This window comes from Sphingomonas arvum (genome assembly GCF_026013565.1).
Taxonomy (GTDB): domain Bacteria; phylum Pseudomonadota; class Alphaproteobacteria; order Sphingomonadales; family Sphingomonadaceae; genus Sphingomicrobium; species Sphingomicrobium arvum.
On the sequence record NZ_JAPDOB010000002.1, the window covers coordinates 705,564 to 722,438 of the forward strand.

A 16,875-nucleotide genomic window follows, 5' to 3' on the forward strand; every position below is an offset into this window, starting at 1 on the left:
CCATGCAGTTCGTTCTCGCCGCCGGGGGTACCGGCGGCCACATGATCCCGGCCTACGCGCTTGCCGCCGAGCTCCGCTCGCGCGGCCATGGCGTGCTGCTGATCACCGACGAGCGGGGCAAGCGCTATCCCGGCCTGTTCGAGGGCATGCCGGTCGAGGTGCTGCAGGCGGGACGCATCACCAAGAACCCGATCAACCTGCTGAAGGGCGTCGCCAGCATTCTGGCCGGCCGCCGCGCGGCCCGCGCCTTGTACCGCCGCGGCCGGCCGGACGCGGTGATCGGCTTCGGCGGCTATCCCGCCTTTCCGGCGCTGCTCGCCGCCGCCTCGATGGACATCCCGACCGTCCTGCACGAGCAGAATGCCGTGCTCGGCCGGGTCAACCGGCTGCTCGCCGGTGGGGCCAGCGCGATCGCCACCGCCTATGAGCGGATCGAGCGGCTGAAGCCCGCGCACCAGGGCAAGTGCGTGCTGGTCGGCAATCCGGTCCGGGAAGCGGTGGTGCGCCTGGGTGAGCAGCCGTTCCCGCCGTTCGACGAATTCTCGCCGCTCAAGATCCTGATCACCGGCGGCAGCCAGGGCGCGACCGTGCTCGGTCGCGTGGTGCCGCGCGGCTTCGCTGCGCTGGAGCCATCGCTTCGTCACCGCCTGCAGATCGTGCAGCAATGCCGCCCCGACGACATCGAGCTGGTGCGCGAGGCCTACCGTCAGCTCGGCATCCCGGCCGAGCTCACCACCTATATCGAGGACATGCCGGCCAAGCTGGGCGACGCCCACCTGGTGATCGGCCGGGCAGGCGCCTCGACCATTGCCGAGCTGACTGCAGCCGGCCGGCCGGCCATCCTGATTCCGCTGCCGATCGCTACCGACGACCACCAGACGGCGAACGCGCGGGAGATGGCGCGGGCTGGCGGTGCGCGGATGATCCCGCAGGGCCAGTTCCGGCCCGACACGCTGGCCCGTCAGATCGAGGCGCTCGCGGCCGATCCTGAAGCCCTGTCCAACGCGGCCGCTCGCGCCCTGTCCGTAGGCCGCCCGCGTGCCGCGCAGGACCTCGCCGATTTGGTCGAACGCATTGCCAACAAGCAGGCCCCGTTGATCGTCGGCCCCGCCGCCAGTCCGGCGTCCGTCCGCCTGGCCCCCGCCGGAGCCGCCGCGTGAAGGCGTTTGGCACCGACATCGGTACCATCCACTTCGTGGGCATCGGCGGTATCGGCATGTCCGGCATCGCCGAGGTCATGCACCAGCTCGGCTACACGGTGCAGGGCTCGGACGCGGCCGACAGCTATGTGACGGAAGGCCTGCGCAAGGCCGGCATCCCCGTGATGATCGGGCAGACCGCCGACAACCTAGGCGACGCAACGGTCGTGGTCTGCTCCACCGCGATTCGGGCCGACAATCCGGAGGTCCAGGCTGCCGCCGAACGCCGCCTGCCGCGGGTCAAGCGGGCCGAGATGCTGGCCGAACTGATGCGCATGCAGCAGACCATCGCGGTCGCTGGCACGCACGGGAAAACGACCACGACGTCGATGATCGCCGCCATGCTCGACGCCGGCGGGATCGACCCAACGGTGATCAACGGCGGGATCATCAACAGCTACGGTTCGAACGCGCGGCTGGGCAAGTCCGACTGGATGGTGGTCGAGGCGGACGAAAGCGACGGCAGCTTCCTGCGTCTGGACGGCACCATTGCGGTCGTCACGAACATAGATCCCGAGCACCTCGATCATTACGGCAGCTTCGACGCGGTCAAGGACGCGTTCGTCGAGTTCGTCGAGAACGTGCCCTTCTACGGGCTAGCCGTGATGTGCATCGACCATCCGGTCGTCCAGTCGATCCTCAGCCGCATTCGGGACCGCCGCGTCGTCACCTACGGCTTTTCCGCCAGCGCCGACCTGCGCGCCGAGAACGTGATTGCGGCCGACGGCGGCTCGCGCTTCGACGCCCATGTGCTGGAGCGCTCAGGCGACCGGCGCGTGATCGAAGGGGTGCGCCTGCCCATGCCCGGCCGCCACAATGTCCAGAACGCGCTTGCCGCCATCGCCGTCGGACTCGAGCTCGGCATGAGCGACGAGGCGATCCGCCGCGGGTTCGAGAAGTTCGGCGGCGTGAAGCGCCGCTTTACCCGGGTCGGCGAGGTCGACGGCGCGATCGTCATCGACGATTATGCCCATCACCCGGTCGAGATCCGCGCTGTCCTGTCCGCCGCCCGCGAAAGCGCGGAAGGCCGGGTGATCGCGGTGGTCCAGCCGCACCGCTACACCCGCCTGCGCGACCTGCTGGAAGAATTTTCGGCCGCGTTCAACGACGCCGACGTGGTGCTGGTGGCGCCGGTCTATGCCGCGGGCGAGCAGCCGATCGACGGCGTCGATGCCGCGGCGCTGGCCGACGACATTCGCGCGCGCGGCCACCGCATGGTTCGCACCGTCGCGGATCTCGACGACCTCTGCCATGCGCTCCGCGACCTTGCCGCTCCGGGCGACATGGTGATCTGCATGGGGGCGGGAGACATCACCAAATGGGCCGCGAAGCTCGCGGACGGTCTCTGCGCGGCGAGGGCGGCCAAGTGAGCGTCGCCGAGCTGCCCAGGGTCCGCGGCAAGCTGAAGCCGCACGCGCCACTCGCGCCGCTGGTCTGGTTCAAGTCCGGGGGTGCGGCCGAATGGCTGTTCGAGCCGGCGGACGCCGCCGACCTTCAGCAGTTCCTGCGCGACCTGCCCGCCGACGTTCCGGTCATGGCGCTTGGCCTCGGCTCCAACCTGATCGTCCGCGATGGCGGCGTGCCCGGCGTGGTGGTCCGCCTCGGTAAGCCGTTCGCCACCGTCGAGCGGCTGGACGACCTGACCATTCGCTGCGGGGGAGGGGCGTCCGGCATCCTCGTCAGCTCGGCCGCGCGCGACGCCGGCATCGCTGGCGTGGAATTCCTCCGTTCCATCCCGGGCACCGTCGGCGGCTTCGTGCGGATGAACGGCGGCGCCTACGGCCGCGAGGTCAAGGACGTGCTGGTCGAGGCCGACGTCGTCCTCCGCTCCGGCGAACCGGTGACGCTGAGCAACACGGACCTCGGCTACACCTATCGCCATTCCGAGCTGCCCGACCAAGCGGTCGTCGTGTCCGCTACCTTTCGCGGCCAGCCCGGCGAGCCCGCGGCGATCCAGGCCGAGATGGACCGCATCGCCGCGAGCCGCGAAGCGTCGCAGCCGCTGCGCAGCCGAACCGGCGGCTCGACCTTCAAGAATCCGCTGCCAAGCAAGGCTTGGGAAGTGATCGACGCCGCCGGCTGCCGCGGTCTGACCCGCGGCGAGGCGCAGGTTTCCGAAAAGCATTGCAACTTCCTGTTAAATCTCGGTAGCGCCACCAGTGCCGAGATCGAGCAGTTGGGGGAGGACGTACGCACCCGCGTGCGCGCCCACAGCGGCGTCGAGCTCGAATGGGAAATCCAGCGGGTGGGGCAGCCGAAGTGACCGAATCGCCGAACCGCGACCTTCATGTGGTCGTCCTCATGGGTGGCTGGTCCAGCGAACGTGAAGTGTCGCTGATGAGTGGGAAGGGAGTTGCTGATGCTCTCCGCCAGCAGGGCTGGAGCCGCGTCTCCGAACTCGACATGGGCCGCGACGTCGCCGAGCGGCTGAACGAGCTCAAGCCCGACGTCGTGTTCAACGCCCTTCACGGTCATCCGGGCGAGGACGGCACCGTGCAGGGCATGCTCGAGCTGATGGGCGTGCCATACACCCATTCGGGCGTGACCACCTCGGCCATCGCCATCGACAAGGAGCTGACCAAGCTGCTGCTCGTACCGGCGGGCGTGCGAATGCCCCGGGGCACGATGGTCCGCAGCGAGACCCTGTACGAGCGCGACCCGCTGCCGCGTCCCTATGTGCTGAAGCCGGTGAATGAGGGCTCGTCCGTGGGAGTCGCGATCGTGACCGCCGACAGCAACTACGGCAGCCCGATCGGCCGCGACGTGAGCGGTCCCTGGCAGGAATTCTACGAGCTGCTCGCCGAGCCGTTCATCGCCGGGCACGAATTGACGGTGGCCGTCCTCGGCGACGAGGCGCTGTGCGTTACGGAATTGAAGCCCAAGGTCGGCTTCTACGATTTCGACAGCAAGTATACCGACGGGCTGACCGAGCACATCTGTCCGGCCCGCATCCCGGATGAGATCGCGCAGTCGATGCTCGACATGGCGCTGACCGCCCACCGGGCGCTCGGCTGCCGCGGCGCGTCACGCTCCGACTTCCGCTGGGACGACGCGCAAGGCGAAGCCGGCGTCTACCTGCTGGAGGTTAACACCCAGCCGGGCATGACTCCGCTGAGCCTGGTCCCCGAACAGGCGCGCCAGCGCGGCATTTCCTATGGCGAGCTGGTGGAGCAGCTGATCGCGGAGGCGCTCCGGTGAATGCGCAGACGGTCCGCCGTGGCAGTGCCGGCACCCGCAAGGGCGGCCGGAAGCCTGCTGGCCGGTCCGCCGCCCTCAGCACCAGCCGTGGCGTCAACAAGCTGGCCCGCTGGGCGATCGGCGTGTTTATCGTTGCCATCCTGGCGGTGGCGATCGTCGCCCTCGACCTACCCGTCAAGGCTGGCCGCGCGCTTGGCGCCGCCACCGGCCAGGCCGGCTTCGCCGTCGACGGCTACCAGATCGTCGGGCTGAAACACATGGACCGCGGCACGGTGGACGACGTGGTCACCACCGAACTTCACCGCGCCGCCGAACAGTCGGCGGCCGACGACAAGCCCGCCCAGGCGCTGGTCAGCGCCACCGCGATCCGCGACGCGCTGCTGCAATATGGGTGGGTCAAGGACGCGCGCGTGTCCCGGCGGCTGCCGGACCAACTGGTCATCGACATCGTGGAGCGCAAGCCGGCGGCCGTGTGGCAGCACAAGGGCCAGCTCAGCCTGATCGACGGCGATGGAGTGGTGCTGGCGCCCGTGCCGCTCGACAAGATGCCGGACCTGCCGTTGCTGATCGGGCAGGGCGCGAACGCCCATGCGGTGGCTTTGAGCAAGCTCATGGCCGGCGTTCCGACCCTCAAACCCCAGCTCGCCTCGGCCAGCTGGGTCGGCGGCCGCCGCTGGGACCTGGCGTTCAGCTCGGGCGAGGTGGTGGCGCTGCCCGAGGGCGACGCCACTGCGGCAACGGTCCTCAAGCGCTTCGCCAAGCACGACCGCGACCAGGGCCTGCTCGGCCGCGGGGTCAAGAGATACGATCTGCGAGTGCCCGGCAAGATGACCGTGCGCCTGCCCGAGCCCCTGCCGCCACCCGAAGCGGCCGCGGAGAACCCGAGCTGATGGCGGCACCGCAGCAGCAGCCGCTGATCGGCGCTCTCGATATCGGCTCGTCCAAGGTCTCCGCGCTGATCTGCGCGACCGATCCGGACGGGCGCCTGCGCGTCCTCGGCACCGGGCAGCGCGAAAGCCGCGGCGTGAAGCGCGGCTTCATCACCGACATGGAGGCGAGCGAGGTCGCCGTCCGGGAGGCGGTCGAGCAGGCCGAGCGCATGGCCGGGCAGTCGATCGACGACGTCTGGGCCAGCTTCGGCGCGGGCGGGCTGACCAGTGAGCTTGCTACCGTGGAAGTGGAGCTCGGCGGCCATCAGGTCGAGCAGTCCGACGTCGAGGAATTGCTTGCGGCCGGGCGCTCGGCCATCGACCGCAAGGGCCAGGTGGTCCTCCACGCCAACCCCGCGCTCTACTCGCTCGACAATGTCCAGGGCGTGGTGCAGCCGGTCGGCCTCCATGCCGAGCGGCTGGGCGTCGACATCCACGTCATCGCGGCAGACTCGGGTCCGCTGCGCAACATCGACCTGACAATCCGCCAAGCGCACCTCGGCGTGCGTGCCATTGTCGCGTCGCCGATCGCCGCATCCTTGTCGACGCTCAGCCAGGAGGAGCGCGACCTGGGCGTTGCACTGGTCGAACTGGGTGCGGAGGTGACCAACGTCTCGCTCCATGCCGGCGGCATGCTGGTCGGGCTGCGCTCCATTCCGCTGGGCGCGCGCGACATCACCGATGACATTGCCTGCGCGTTCGGGGTCACTCGGCGCGATGCCGAGCGGATGAAATGCTTTCACGGCTCGGCCATGACGTCCCCGCGCGACAACCACGAGATGGTGGAAGCGCGCGGCCACGGCTCGGACGATGGCGCAGAGCCGATGCGCATCAGCCGCGCGCAGTTGATGACCGTCATTCGCCAGCGGATCGAGGAAATCACCGGCGAGGTCGAGGGCAGCCTCAAGGCACTGGGCTTCACCGGTCCGGTCGGTCGCCAGGTCGTGCTGACCGGCGGCGGCGCCGAGCTCAAGAACATCGCGGACTATATGCAAGGCGTGCTCGGCCGCGCCGTCCGCGTCGGCCGGCCGAGGCAGATCACCGGCTTGCCCGACGCACACTCGGGTCCTGGCTTTGCGACCCTGGTCGGCCTGGCCATGCTCGGCCACGGCGGCAACCGCGACATCCGCGACATCGCGCTCGGCACCATCTCGGAGAAGCGCAAGCCTGCTGGCGGGATGATGGGCCGCCTGATTGCCGCCATGCGCGGTGCGTGATCGCCGCTTCCTGGGCGGCGCCCTCCTGGTCGTGCTGCTGCCGTTGCTGTCCCTGGTGCTGGCAGCGATGTGCCTCGATCGCTGGGGCTATCCCACGCCGCCCGAACGCTGCGCCAACTATCGGCCGGCACCCGGTCCGCTGATCGCCCATGCCGGTGGCGGGCTGCCGGACCGCATCTACTCCAATGAACTTGCAGCCATGAAGCTTGCGCGGGCGCATGGCTTTCGCTGGATCGAGCTCGACTTCGTGGAGGAGGGCGGCGCAATCCGGCTCGGCCACGATCCCTGGCGCATGAGCGGCACCACGGTGGCGCAATTGCTGGCCTGGCTGCAGAGCGAACCGTCGGTCCGGATCGTGACCGACTTTAAGACTCCGAACGTCAGCGGCCTGGCTGCGCTGCGTCGGGCGGCCGGGCCGCTGCAGGATCGTTTCATCCCGCAGATCTACTCACCGTCGGAGTACCACCCCGTGCGGCGACTTGGCTATGGTGCGCCGATCCTGACCGCCTACCGGCTCGGCTGGCTCGGCTGGCAGCGGGCCGCCAACCGGCTCCCGCTGCTGGCCGTCACGCTGCCCTACAATCGGCGGTTCCTCGCGCCGCTGCTGCGCCACCCGATATTCCTTCATACGGTCAACGAACCGGTTCCGGGCGTGGGCCTCTATACCGATTGCCTGGTGCCGCTGTCCCGTTCTGAATCAGGTTGAGTCCGATCGGCCACGCTCCGCCCCCTTTTCGTCGCAACGGTTAACATTTCCGCTTGCTCGCCGGACTCGGGCGATTCATAGATTCATGTCGAGGGTTCAACGCGCTAGGGCGCGCTACTGGGGGAAGTCGTCAATGAGCATCGATTTCATTCGTCCGGCCGTGGATGAGCTTCGCCCGCGCATCAGCGTGATCGGCGTCGGCGGCGCGGGCGGCAACGCCATCGCCAACATGATCCGCCGCGACGTCCAGGGGGTCGACTTCCTGGTCGCCAACACTGACGCGCAGGCGCTCAATCACAGCCTGGCAGATCGCCGGGTCCAGCTCGGACCGAAGATCACGCAGGGGCTGGGCGCCGGCTCGCGTCCGGAGATCGGCCGCGCGGCCGCCGAAGAGACGATCGAGGAACTGGAGCGCACGCTGGAAGGCGCGCACATGTGCTTCATCGCAGCCGGCATGGGCGGCGGTACCGGCACCGGTGCGGCCCCGGTGATCGCCAAGGCTGCCCGCGACAAGGGTATTCTGACCGTCGGCGTAGTAACCAAGCCGTTCGCGTTCGAGGGCGCCCGCCGGGCCCGTGCGGCCGATGCCGGCATTGCCGAGCTGCAGTCGCACGTCGACACGCTGATCGTCATCCCCAACCAGAACCTGTTCCGCCTCGCCAACGCCGACACGACCTTCAAGGAAGCGTTCGAGATGGCGGACGAGGTCCTGCAGCAGGGCGTTCGCGGGATCACCGACCTGATGGTCATGCCAGGCCTCATCAACCTCGACTTCGCCGACGTTCGCGCCGTGATGGGCGAGATGGGCAAGGCGATGATGGGCACCGGCGAGGCCTCGGGCGAGAACCGGGCCATCGAAGCGGCCGAGAAGGCGATCTCGAACCCGCTGCTCGACGGCGTCTCCATGCGCGGCGCCAAGGGCGTGATCGTCTCCATCGTCGGAGGCGAGGACATGCGCCTGATGGAAGTCGACGAAGCGGCCAGCCACATCAAGGAACTGGTCGATCCCGACGCCAACATCATCTGGGGCTCGGCCTTCAACAACGAGCTGGAAGGCCGCATCCGAGTCTCGGTCGTCGCGACAGGCATCGAAGCGGAGGAGGCCGCCAAGCCGACCTCGACCGCAGCAACCACCAGCTCGGCTGCGCCGACCAAGGTTTTCACCTTCCCGGGCGCCCGCGCCAACGCCGCGCCGTCGGCTCCGACAGCCGCCGCACCCGTTGCGCCCCAGCCGCGCGCCGAAGCGCCGACCGTCGGCAATGACGACGAGGGCAGCGATGAGCTGCTGCTAGACAGCGACGACATCCTGACCTCGCCGGTAGGGGCGCCGCCGGTGCCCCCGCCCGTTGCCGAGCAGGAAGCGGCGCCGGTTGCTGCGCCAGTCGTCGCCAAGCAGCCACGCGACTCTGGTACGCTGTTCGAACGGATGAGCAACATCGCTCGCGGCGCCGGCAAGGTGGAGAGCGAGGCGACCCCGACCATCCGCCGGGAACCGCTGGACATCCCGCGCTTCCTCAATCGGCAGAATAACCAGTAAGCTTGCTGCTCACTCACGATGCTTCATGGGACCCCGGCCTCGCGCCGGGGTCCTTCGTTTCGGCTCGCCTCCCGCGGATCACGGCCCGTCGCGCAGGGCCTCGCGGCAAGCTCCGGTCAAGCTAACAGCTGGCATGGGGATGGGGATGCTTCGACAATTGGCGTTCAGCCTGTGCGCGGCGGCGATACTGCCGGCGTCGGCGCACGCGCAATATATCGGCGGTAACGCGCCGCCCCCGCCGCTCGCGCCGCCGCCCGGTGTTGCGGAAAGCCCGTCGGCGGCGCTCGCCCGGCATATTCGCACGCTTGCCGGCTCGCCGCGCGACTACAATGCGCTGCTCGGCGCCGGCAAGGCAGCGCTCGACACGGGCGACGCTGAAGCGGCCATCGGATTCTACGGCCGCGCCGGCGAGGTGAACCCCGCTAGCTGGGTGCCCAAGATCGGGCAGGGCGCGGCGTTGGTCCAGCTGCTCGACCCAGGTTCAGCCATGCAGGCGTTCGACACCGCGCAGCGGCTCGGCGCCCGGCCGTTGTCCTTCGCGCTTGATCGGGGACTCGCCTACGACCTTTTGGGCGACCAGGCCCGGGCGCAGGCCGACTACCGCATCGCGCTGGGCGGCACCGACCCGAACGAGGCGCGGCGCCGCCTGGCGCTCAGCTTGGCGGTCAGCGGCCGCCGGGCCGAAGCGCTGACGGCGCTCGACCCTTTGCTCGCCCGCCGCGATCCGGGCGCGCTCCGCGCTCGCGCCTTCGTGCTGGCGCTCACGGGCGATCCTGACGGCGCCCGCAGCGCGGTCAACGTCGCGTTGCCTGGGCTCGCGGGGAGCATGGACCCGTTCCTGCGCCGGCTGGCGACGCTACGGCCGGCGGAAAAGGTGGCCGCGGTCCACTTCGGCGTCATTCCGGGCAGCGGCCAAGCACTCGCCTCGGCCACGCCGCGGACCGTCGGAGACCGGCTCGGCAACCTCGACCAACTGCTCCGATCGGGCGAGCCGCAGCCGCCTCCAGCGCCCGTACCAGCTCCGGTGATCGCCGCGACGCCGTACGCGCGCCCGGTCTACCCCCGGCCTTCGGGTCCCCCGGCCGCCAGCGCGGTGCCCGCGTCGCGGCCCCGCATCTGGCTGCAGCTCGCCAGCGGCGATCCCGCCACGCTGCCGGCTCAATTTCGGCGCCTCAAGGACCGCAACCGCGATCTGCTGAGCGGTATCGACGGCTATCTGGTGCAGGAGGCGGGCCGCGCTCGCCTGCTGATCGGACCCTTTCGCAACGCGGCCGACGCGCGCACTTTTGCCGACGATCTCGGCAGTGCGGACATCGCCGCGTCGAGCTGGACCAACGCGCCGGGCCAGCAGGTCACCAAGCTTCCGCCGCAATGACCCTGCCCGCAGCGCTGGCCGCACATCCATCGCGCTCGCGCGGCCGTCTGTTTGCCGAGCGCGACGCCGGTCCGCGCGGGCCCCGCGACGCCTTCCAGCGCGACCGCGACCGGATCGTCCACTCAGTCTCTTTCCGTCGCCTGCGCCACAAAACCCAAGTGTTCGTCGCGCCCGACGGGGACCACTATCGCGTGCGCCTGACCCACTCGATCGAGGTCGCACAGATCGGCCGCACCGTGGCTCGCGTGCTTGGCCTCAACGAGGACCTCACCGAGGCGCTTTGCCTGGCCCATGACCTCGGCCACCCGCCATTCGGGCACGCCGGGGAGGACGCGCTGGACGCCGCCTTGTCGGATTGGGGCGGGTTCGATCACAACGGTCACACGCTTCGGCTCGTCACCGAGCTGGAGGCGCCGTATCCAGAGTTCGACGGGCTCAATCTCAGTTGGGAAACGCTGGAGGGCCTGGCCAAGCACAACGGCCCGGTAGCGCGGCCCAAGTGGGCACTGGCCGAGGCCGACGCGGCGCTCGACCTCGAACTCGGCAGCTGGCCCAGCCTGGAGGCGCAGGTCGCGGCGCTGGCGGACGACATCGCTTATGACAATCACGACATCGACGACGGCTTGCGCGCCGGCATCCTGCAGTTGGATGCGCTGCTCGAGTCGCCCTTCGTCCGGCGGCATTGGGACGCGATCGGCCGCCGCCACCCTGACCTGGCGCTCGACCGCAAGCTGAAGGCGCTGGTCCGCGACCAGATCGGCACCATGGTCGGCGACCTGCTCGCCGAGACCCGCCGGCGGGTCGCCGAAAGCGGCGCCGCGACCGTGGACGAGGTGCGCGCGGCTGGGCGGGCGCTGGCCGGCTTTTCCGACGAGCTCGCCGGCGAAGAGCGAAAGCTCAAGTCCTTCCTCTACGCCAGCCTCTACAACGCGCCGCCGCTGCAGCCCGTCCGGCGCGAGGCGCAGCGAGTGGTCGCGAACCTCGCCGCGGCCTACCTGGGCGAGCCGCGCCTCCTGCCCGACGCCTGGCACCGCGGAGACGACGCGACCGCGCGCGCCCGCAATGTCGCCGATTACGTTGCCGGCATGACCGATCCCTTCGCCATCCGCCGGCACGAGGAACTGGTCGGGCCGGTCACACTGCCCGAGAAGTTCTGAGCGGAGTGACATTCGCGCACTCGCCAAGGCGTGACGCCTCCGCCATGCTGCGCTAGGGGCCACCGCTCCACGACGAGCAGCGGACACGAGATTTTGAGCCTTTACGCGCGTTTTTCCGACCAGCTGAACCATGTGCTCGACCAGCTCGTCGCCGCCGGCACGCTGCCGGCCGAGCTGAACCGGGGCGCGGTCGCCGTGGAGCCGCCGCGCGACCCGGCGCATGGCGACCTCGCGACCAATGCCGCGATGGTTTTGGCCAAGGCCGCGAAGACCAATCCGCGTGCACTGGCGGCCGAGCTGGCACCGCGGCTGGAGCAATTGCCCGGAGTGACCGCGGTCGAGATCGCCGGTCCCGGCTTCATCAACCTGCGCCTGGCGCCCGATATCTGGCGCGAAGAATTGGCCGCCATCCTGCGCGAAGGGGAGGGCTATGGCCGCCGCGACCTCGGCCGGGGCACGCGCGTCAACGTTGAATATGTCTCGGCCAACCCGACCGGGCCGATGCACATGGGCCATTGCCGCGGGGCAGTGGTCGGCGACGCGCTTGCCAGCCTGCTGGAGGCGGCGGGTTTCCAGGTCACCCGCGAATATTACGTCAACGATGCGGGCAGCCAGGTCGACACGCTCGCCCGCTCGGCGCACCTGCGCTACCGCGAGGCGCTGGGCGAGGACATCGGCGAGGTCCCGGCAGGGCTCTACCCGGGCGATTATCTCAAGCCGGTCGGGGTGCTGCTGGCGGCCGAGTATGGCGATCGCTTCGTCGCCGCGCCCGAGGCGGAGTGGCTGGCGCTGTTCAAGCACAAGACCGTGGCCGCGATGATGGACCTGATCCGCCACGACCTCGCCCTGCTTGGCATCCACCACGACCGGTTCAGTTCCGAAGCCGAGGTGGTGGCGTCAGGCGCTGCGGACCGGGCGGTCGCCGAACTACGCGCCAAGGACCTGGTCTACGAAGGCGTGCTGGAAGCGCCCAAGGGGAAGGTGGTCGAGGACTGGGAGCCGGTGGAGCTGACCCTGTTCCGCTCCACCCGGTTCGGCGACGACCAGGACCGGCCGATGAAGAAGTCGGACGGCAGCTGGACCTATTTCGGCGTCGATGCCGCCTATCACCTTCAGAAGCTGGAACGCTCGGACGAGCTGATCAACATCTGGGGCGCGGACCATTCAGGTACGGTGAAGCGCACCCAGGCGGCGGTCGCCGCGCTCGCCGGGCGTAACGCGCTGGACGTCAAGCTGGTACAGATGGTGCAGCTGCTCCGCGCCGGCGAGCCGGTGAAGATGAGCAAGCGGTCGGGCAGCTTTGTGACCCTGGCCGACGTGGTGCGGGAAGTCGGCAAGGACGTCGTCCGCTTCATGATGTTGACCAAGCGTGCCGACACGCCGTTGGACTTTGACTTCGCCAAGGTAGTGGAGGCGTCCAAGGACAATCCGGTGTTCTATGTCCAGTACGCCCACGCGCGGATCGCGTCGCTGGGGCGCAAGGCGGCCGAAGCGGGGATCACGCTCGACCGGCCGGCCGATCTTGCGCTGCTGGACGAAGAAGAACTGGCGTTGGTCAAGCTGACGGCGCAATATCCGCGGGTGATCGAGGGAGGCGCGCTGGCCCATGAACCGCATCGGATCGCCTTCTACCTGTACGATCTGGCGGCGGCCTTCCATGCGCTCTGGAATCGCGGCAACGACGACCCGTCGCGCCGCTTCCTCCTGGAGGACCAGCCCGACCTCGGGCGCGCGCGGCTGGAGCTGGCGCGGGGCGTGCAGCGCATCATCCGCTCGGGCCTCGCGCTGATGGGCGTGGAAGCGGCGGAGGAGATGCGCTGAGGTGGCCGAGCGGTTGCGCGATACGTCGGACGACCGCCTGCCGTGGCTCACGGAAGTGCCCAAGGCTGCGCCGGCACCGGCGCCCGCGCCGGTCCGCAAGCGCTCGCTGCCGCTGCTCACTTTCCTGCTTGGCGCACTGTTCGCCCTAATCGGCGTTGGCGCCTACTGGCTCGGCAACCGCTCGGGGGTGAGCGACGTGGTGAGCGAGGAACGGCCCGGCATGGCGGCACAGGCGGAAACCTCTGCCCAGGCGGAGGCGGAAGGCGAACTCGCGGAGGCCGAGCCGCTGCCGCTCGACACGCCCGAAGCGCTGTTCGAAAACCTGGCACAGCCGGCCAGTCCCGTGCCGCCATCTGCCCAGCAGATCAGGCAGGGCAGCACCGGGCCCACACCTAAGACCGCACCGGCACGGCCTCGCCGGGTGGTCCCGCGCGAGCAGGCCGAGGCCGCTGCGGAGCCGGAGACCCCTGAGCAACCGGTGGTTCGCGGTCGAATCGTCCAAACGGGAGCCTTCGTGTCTCGTCAGCAGGCGCAGGCTTCCTGGGAGCAGATGGTGCGCAAGTGGCCTTACCTTGCGACCAAGCCGCTGCTGATTTCACCCCTGGACGTGCGGTCGACCGACGGCAAGGAAACCCGCATGTACCGGGTCTTGCTCGCCACCGCCTCTCAAGCCCAATCCGAAGTCATCTGCCAGCGGCTGCAATCGGCCCGGCAAAGTTGCGTGGTAGTGTACTGACATGGCGACCCAAGAACAGAATTTTCCGTGGCTTGAACCGGTCGAGGACGAGGACGATGCGCCGCGCCTGTCCGCGAGCAAGATGCTGGCGGGGATCGTGCTGGTCCTGCTTGCCTTGGGGCTCGTTGCCGGGACCATGTTCTGGCTTGGCAAGCGCAACGTGGGCGAAGGCTCCGGCCCGCCAGAGTTGATCGCCGCGCCGTCCGGTCCCTACAAGGTCAAACCGGCCGATCCCGGTGGCCTCGACATCAGGGGCGAAAGCGGTACCGCTTATGCGACCAGCGCCGGCGAGCAAACGGACGCGCAGCTCGACCTCAACGCGGTGCCGGAAGAGCCGGTAGCTCGGCCGCAGCAGCAGGCCGCTCCTGCTGATGCTCCCGCCGCGGCCGACAGTCAGCCGGCGGCCCCCAGCGGACCGGCAGGAAGCACCATCCAGCTCGGCTTTTTCCCTAGCCAGGCGGCTGCGAACGGCACGTGGGAATCGCTCTCCGGCCGCTTCCCTGCGGTGGCGGGCGCCGGCAAGGTGGTAGTTCCTTACCAGAGCGGCTACCGGCTGCGCGCCAGCTTTGGTTCGGCGGCCGAGGCCGCCCGCGCCTGTCAATTGCTCAAGGTCGCCGGCGAAGCCTGCTTCGTGGTGCGCTAGTGCAGGCAGCGATCTACTCGATGGCCGGCGGGTCCCTGAGCGCCGACGAACGCGCCTTCTTCCGCGACGTCGACCCGGCCGGCTACATCCTGTTCAAGCGCAACTGCGAGGACCGGGCCCAGCTGAGGGCGCTGACCGACTCGCTACGCGAGCTTCATGGCCACGGCGACGTGCCGATCCTGATCGATCAGGAAGGCGGCCGCGTGACCCGGATGAAGCCGCCCGAATGGCCGGCGCTGCCGGCCGGTGAGGCGTTCGACCGGCTCTACCAGCTGGCGCCCTCGTCAGCGATCGAGGCGGCGCGAATGAACGCCCGGGCCATCGCGCTCACCCTGCGCGAGTGCGGGATCAACGTGAATTGCCTGCCGATGCTGGACGTGCGCCAGCCGGGCGCGACCGACATCGTCGGCGACCGGGCTTATGGGGCTGAGCCGATGCAGGTGTCCGCCCTGGGTCGCGCCGTGCTCGACGGCATGGCGTCAGCGGGCGTGCTCGGCGTGGTCAAGCACATGCCCGGCCATGGCCGCGCGCTCGTCGACAGCCATCTGGAGCTGCCGGTGGTGGACGCGTCGGACAAAGAGCTGGCGGTCGACCTCGAACCGTTCGAACGGCTGGCCGCCGCGCCGATGGGCATGGTCGCGCACATCATCTTCACCGCCTGGGACAGGGAGCGACCGTCCAGCCAGTCGCCTATCATCATCGAGCAGGTGATCCGTCAGCGGATCGGATTCGACGGTTTCCTGATGACCGACGACATCGGCATGCAGGCGCTGAGCGGCAGCCCGGGCGAGCGCTCGGCCGCGGCAATTGCCGCTGGCTGCGATGCGACCCTGCACTGCTCGGGCAAGTTCGACGAAATGGTGGATGTCGCCAACCACGTCGGACCGCTCACTCCGGAAGCGGAGGCGCGCCTCGCCCGCGCAATGGCTGCCGTCATGCTGGACGGGGAGGGGCCGAGCCTCGCCGCCGCCGCCGCCAAGCGCGACGAGCTGCTGGCGCTCGCCTGACCGCATGGCCGCCGAGCTTCCGCTCCGCGCTGAGGACGAGCTCCAGCTCAGCCTTGGCGCGTGGGAGGGGCCGCTCGACCTGCTGCTCAACCTGGCTCGCGCGCAAAAGGTCGACCTGGCGCAGATCTCCATCCTGCAACTGGTCGAGCAATATCTCGAATACCTGACCGGCGCCCGCGCCTTCAAGCTGGAGATCGCCGCCGATTACCTCGTGATGGCGGCCTGGCTGGCCTATCTCAAATCCTGCCTGCTGCTGCCCAAGGACCCGCAGCAGGACCCCAGTCCGGAGGAGCTGGCCGCCAGGCTGCAACTCCGCCTGCAACGGCTCGATGCAATGCGCGAGGCAGGGGCGCGGCTGATGGCCCGCGACCGGCTCGGCCGCGACGTGTTCGCGCGCGGTGCGCCCGAAGGGCTTCGGCTGGTCCGCAAAGCGGCGTGGCAGGCGACCGCGTTCGACCTGTATGCGGCCTACGGCACCGTTCGCGCCCGCTCTGCGCCCGTCGTCCACATGGTGGCGCGTCGGGCGGTGCTGACCCTGGAGGAGGCGATCGAGCGTGTGTCGGCGCTAGTCGGCGCGCGGTTGGAGTGGCGCCGGCTCGAATCCTTCCTGCCGGTGACCCAGGATCCGCAGTTCCGCCGCTCAGCCCTGGCGTCATCCTTCGCCGCTGCGCTGGAGCTTGCCCGCAAGGGCCATGTCGAGGTGCAACAGGACGGCCCGTTCGCTCCGATCATGCTGCGCGCCCGCGCGGCGAACATGCCATGACGGCCCCGTTCACTCGCGCGGTCGAGGCGACACTGTTCGCGTCGGAGGAGCCGCTGACGCCCGACGACATCGCCGCGCACGCCGGCCCCGGGGATGTGCGAACGGCACTCGCCGAACTCGCCGAGCATTATGGCGGTCGTGGCGTGGAATTGGTCGAGCGGGGCGGGCGCTGGCACTTCCAGACGGCCGGCGACCTTGCCCACCTGCTGCGGCGCACGCGCGAGGAACCGCGCCGCCTGAGCCGCGCCGCGACCGAGACGCTGGCGATCATCGCCTATCACGAACCCGTCAGCCGCGCTGAGATCGAGGCGATCCGCGGCGTCCAGACTGCCAAGGGCACGCTCGACGTGCTGATGGAAGCGGGCTGGGTCCGCCCGGCCGGTCGTCGCGAGGCGCCGGGTCGGCCGCTGCTCTACGCCACCACCCAGGCGTTCCTCGGCCACTTCGGCCTTCAGTCCCGCCGCGACCTGCCGGGCATCGACGACCTCAGGGCCGCGGGCCTGCTCGATCCGGTCGACGTCAGCCTCGGCCAGCTGCAACTGGAAAGCGGCGGCGAAGAGGGCTAGATAGTAGCCGACCTTATGGAG

At 69.5% G+C, this 16,875-nt stretch carries 16 protein-coding genes; all 16 read left to right on the forward strand.

Going from position 1 to position 16,875, the window contains the following annotated elements; genetic code table 11:
• Positions 1–2 precede the first annotated feature (2 nt).
• Positions 3–1,160 carry an undecaprenyldiphospho-muramoylpentapeptide beta-N-acetylglucosaminyltransferase gene (murG, locus tag OMW55_RS11015; RefSeq protein ID WP_264883136.1) on the forward strand — a complete coding sequence of 386 codons (1,158 nt, stop codon included), beginning with the start codon at positions 3–5 and terminating at the stop codon, positions 1,158–1,160.
• On the forward strand, positions 1,157–2,569 hold the full coding sequence (gene murC, locus OMW55_RS11020) for a UDP-N-acetylmuramate--L-alanine ligase (RefSeq protein ID WP_264883137.1): 1,413 nt from the start codon (positions 1,157–1,159) through the stop codon (positions 2,567–2,569). The genes murG and murC overlap by 4 nt, the downstream gene beginning before the upstream one ends.
• Entirely contained in the window at positions 2,566–3,462 is an 897-nt protein-coding gene (murB, locus tag OMW55_RS11025) for a UDP-N-acetylmuramate dehydrogenase (RefSeq protein WP_264883138.1), read from the forward strand. The genes murC and murB overlap by 4 nt, the downstream gene beginning before the upstream one ends.
• Complete coding sequence (locus tag OMW55_RS11030) at positions 3,459–4,397, forward strand: D-alanine--D-alanine ligase (protein WP_264883139.1); 939 nt, start codon at positions 3,459–3,461, stop codon at positions 4,395–4,397. Before murB ends, OMW55_RS11030 begins: the two co-directional genes overlap by 4 nt.
• Positions 4,394–5,287 carry a cell division protein FtsQ/DivIB gene (locus OMW55_RS11035; RefSeq protein ID WP_264883140.1) on the forward strand — a complete coding sequence of 298 codons (894 nt, stop codon included), beginning with the start codon at positions 4,394–4,396 and terminating at the stop codon, positions 5,285–5,287. The genes OMW55_RS11030 and OMW55_RS11035 overlap by 4 nt, the downstream gene beginning before the upstream one ends.
• The gene (gene ftsA, locus OMW55_RS11040) at positions 5,287–6,543 is read left to right on the forward strand and encodes a cell division protein FtsA (protein ID WP_264883141.1); all 1,257 of its coding nucleotides are present in this window, start codon (positions 5,287–5,289) and stop codon (positions 6,541–6,543) included. Before OMW55_RS11035 ends, ftsA begins: the two co-directional genes overlap by 1 nt.
• Positions 6,536–7,249 carry a PI-PLC domain-containing protein gene (locus OMW55_RS11045; protein WP_264883142.1) on the forward strand — a complete coding sequence of 238 codons (714 nt, stop codon included), beginning with the start codon at positions 6,536–6,538 and terminating at the stop codon, positions 7,247–7,249. Before ftsA ends, OMW55_RS11045 begins: the two co-directional genes overlap by 8 nt.
• 133 nt (positions 7,250–7,382) lie before the next feature.
• Positions 7,383–8,786: a cell division protein FtsZ gene (ftsZ, locus tag OMW55_RS11050; protein ID WP_264883144.1), complete on the forward strand. Its 1,404-nt coding sequence runs from the start codon at positions 7,383–7,385 to the stop codon at positions 8,784–8,786.
• A gap of 145 nt (positions 8,787–8,931) precedes the next feature.
• Positions 8,932–10,161, forward strand: coding sequence for a tetratricopeptide repeat protein (locus OMW55_RS11055; RefSeq protein ID WP_264883145.1), 1,230 nt, complete (start codon positions 8,932–8,934; stop codon positions 10,159–10,161).
• Positions 10,158–11,318: a deoxyguanosinetriphosphate triphosphohydrolase gene (locus tag OMW55_RS11060; RefSeq protein WP_264883147.1), complete on the forward strand. Its 1,161-nt coding sequence runs from the start codon at positions 10,158–10,160 to the stop codon at positions 11,316–11,318. Before OMW55_RS11055 ends, OMW55_RS11060 begins: the two co-directional genes overlap by 4 nt.
• A gap of 93 nt (positions 11,319–11,411) precedes the next feature.
• Complete coding sequence (gene argS, locus OMW55_RS11065; RefSeq protein WP_264883149.1) at positions 11,412–13,139, forward strand: arginine--tRNA ligase; 1,728 nt, start codon at positions 11,412–11,414, stop codon at positions 13,137–13,139.
• A 1-nt stretch (position 13,140) separates the two neighbouring features.
• A complete protein-coding gene (locus tag OMW55_RS11070; RefSeq protein ID WP_264883151.1) occupies positions 13,141–13,875 on the forward strand; it encodes an SPOR domain-containing protein in 735 nt (244 codons plus the stop codon).
• Position 13,876: 1 nt separating this feature from the next.
• Positions 13,877–14,518 carry an SPOR domain-containing protein gene (locus OMW55_RS11075; RefSeq protein WP_264883152.1) on the forward strand — a complete coding sequence of 214 codons (642 nt, stop codon included), beginning with the start codon at positions 13,877–13,879 and terminating at the stop codon, positions 14,516–14,518.
• The gene (gene nagZ, locus OMW55_RS11080) at positions 14,518–15,525 is read left to right on the forward strand and encodes a beta-N-acetylhexosaminidase (protein ID WP_264883154.1); all 1,008 of its coding nucleotides are present in this window, start codon (positions 14,518–14,520) and stop codon (positions 15,523–15,525) included. Before OMW55_RS11075 ends, nagZ begins: the two co-directional genes overlap by 1 nt.
• A 4-nt stretch (positions 15,526–15,529) precedes the next feature.
• Positions 15,530–16,288 (forward strand): segregation and condensation protein A, encoded by a 759-nt coding sequence (locus tag OMW55_RS11085; protein ID WP_264883155.1) that lies wholly within the window; start codon positions 15,530–15,532, stop codon positions 16,286–16,288.
• A complete protein-coding gene (scpB, locus tag OMW55_RS11090) occupies positions 16,285–16,854 on the forward strand; it encodes an SMC-Scp complex subunit ScpB (RefSeq protein WP_264883157.1) in 570 nt (189 codons plus the stop codon). The genes OMW55_RS11085 and scpB overlap by 4 nt, the downstream gene beginning before the upstream one ends.
• Positions 16,855–16,875: the final 21 nt, after the last annotated feature.

What these genes read in the sequence shown, in the direction of transcription:
- murG (WP_264883136.1), top strand. Translation starts at nt 3, where the DNA reads ATGCAGTTCGTTCTCGCCGCCGGGGGTACCGGCGGCCACATGATCCCG.
- ftsA (WP_264883141.1), top strand. Translation starts at nt 5,287, where the DNA reads ATGGCGGCACCGCAGCAGCAGCCGCTGATCGGCGCTCTCGATATCGGC.
- ftsZ (WP_264883144.1), top strand. Translation starts at nt 7,383, where the DNA reads ATGAGCATCGATTTCATTCGTCCGGCCGTGGATGAGCTTCGCCCGCGC.
- OMW55_RS11055 (WP_264883145.1), top strand. Translation starts at nt 8,932, where the DNA reads ATGCTTCGACAATTGGCGTTCAGCCTGTGCGCGGCGGCGATACTGCCG.
- OMW55_RS11060 (WP_264883147.1), top strand. Translation starts at nt 10,158, where the DNA reads ATGACCCTGCCCGCAGCGCTGGCCGCACATCCATCGCGCTCGCGCGGC.
- OMW55_RS11075 (WP_264883152.1), top strand. Translation starts at nt 13,877, where the DNA reads ATGGCGACCCAAGAACAGAATTTTCCGTGGCTTGAACCGGTCGAGGAC.
- OMW55_RS11085 (WP_264883155.1), top strand. Translation starts at nt 15,530, where the DNA reads ATGGCCGCCGAGCTTCCGCTCCGCGCTGAGGACGAGCTCCAGCTCAGC.
- scpB (WP_264883157.1), top strand. Translation starts at nt 16,285, where the DNA reads ATGACGGCCCCGTTCACTCGCGCGGTCGAGGCGACACTGTTCGCGTCG.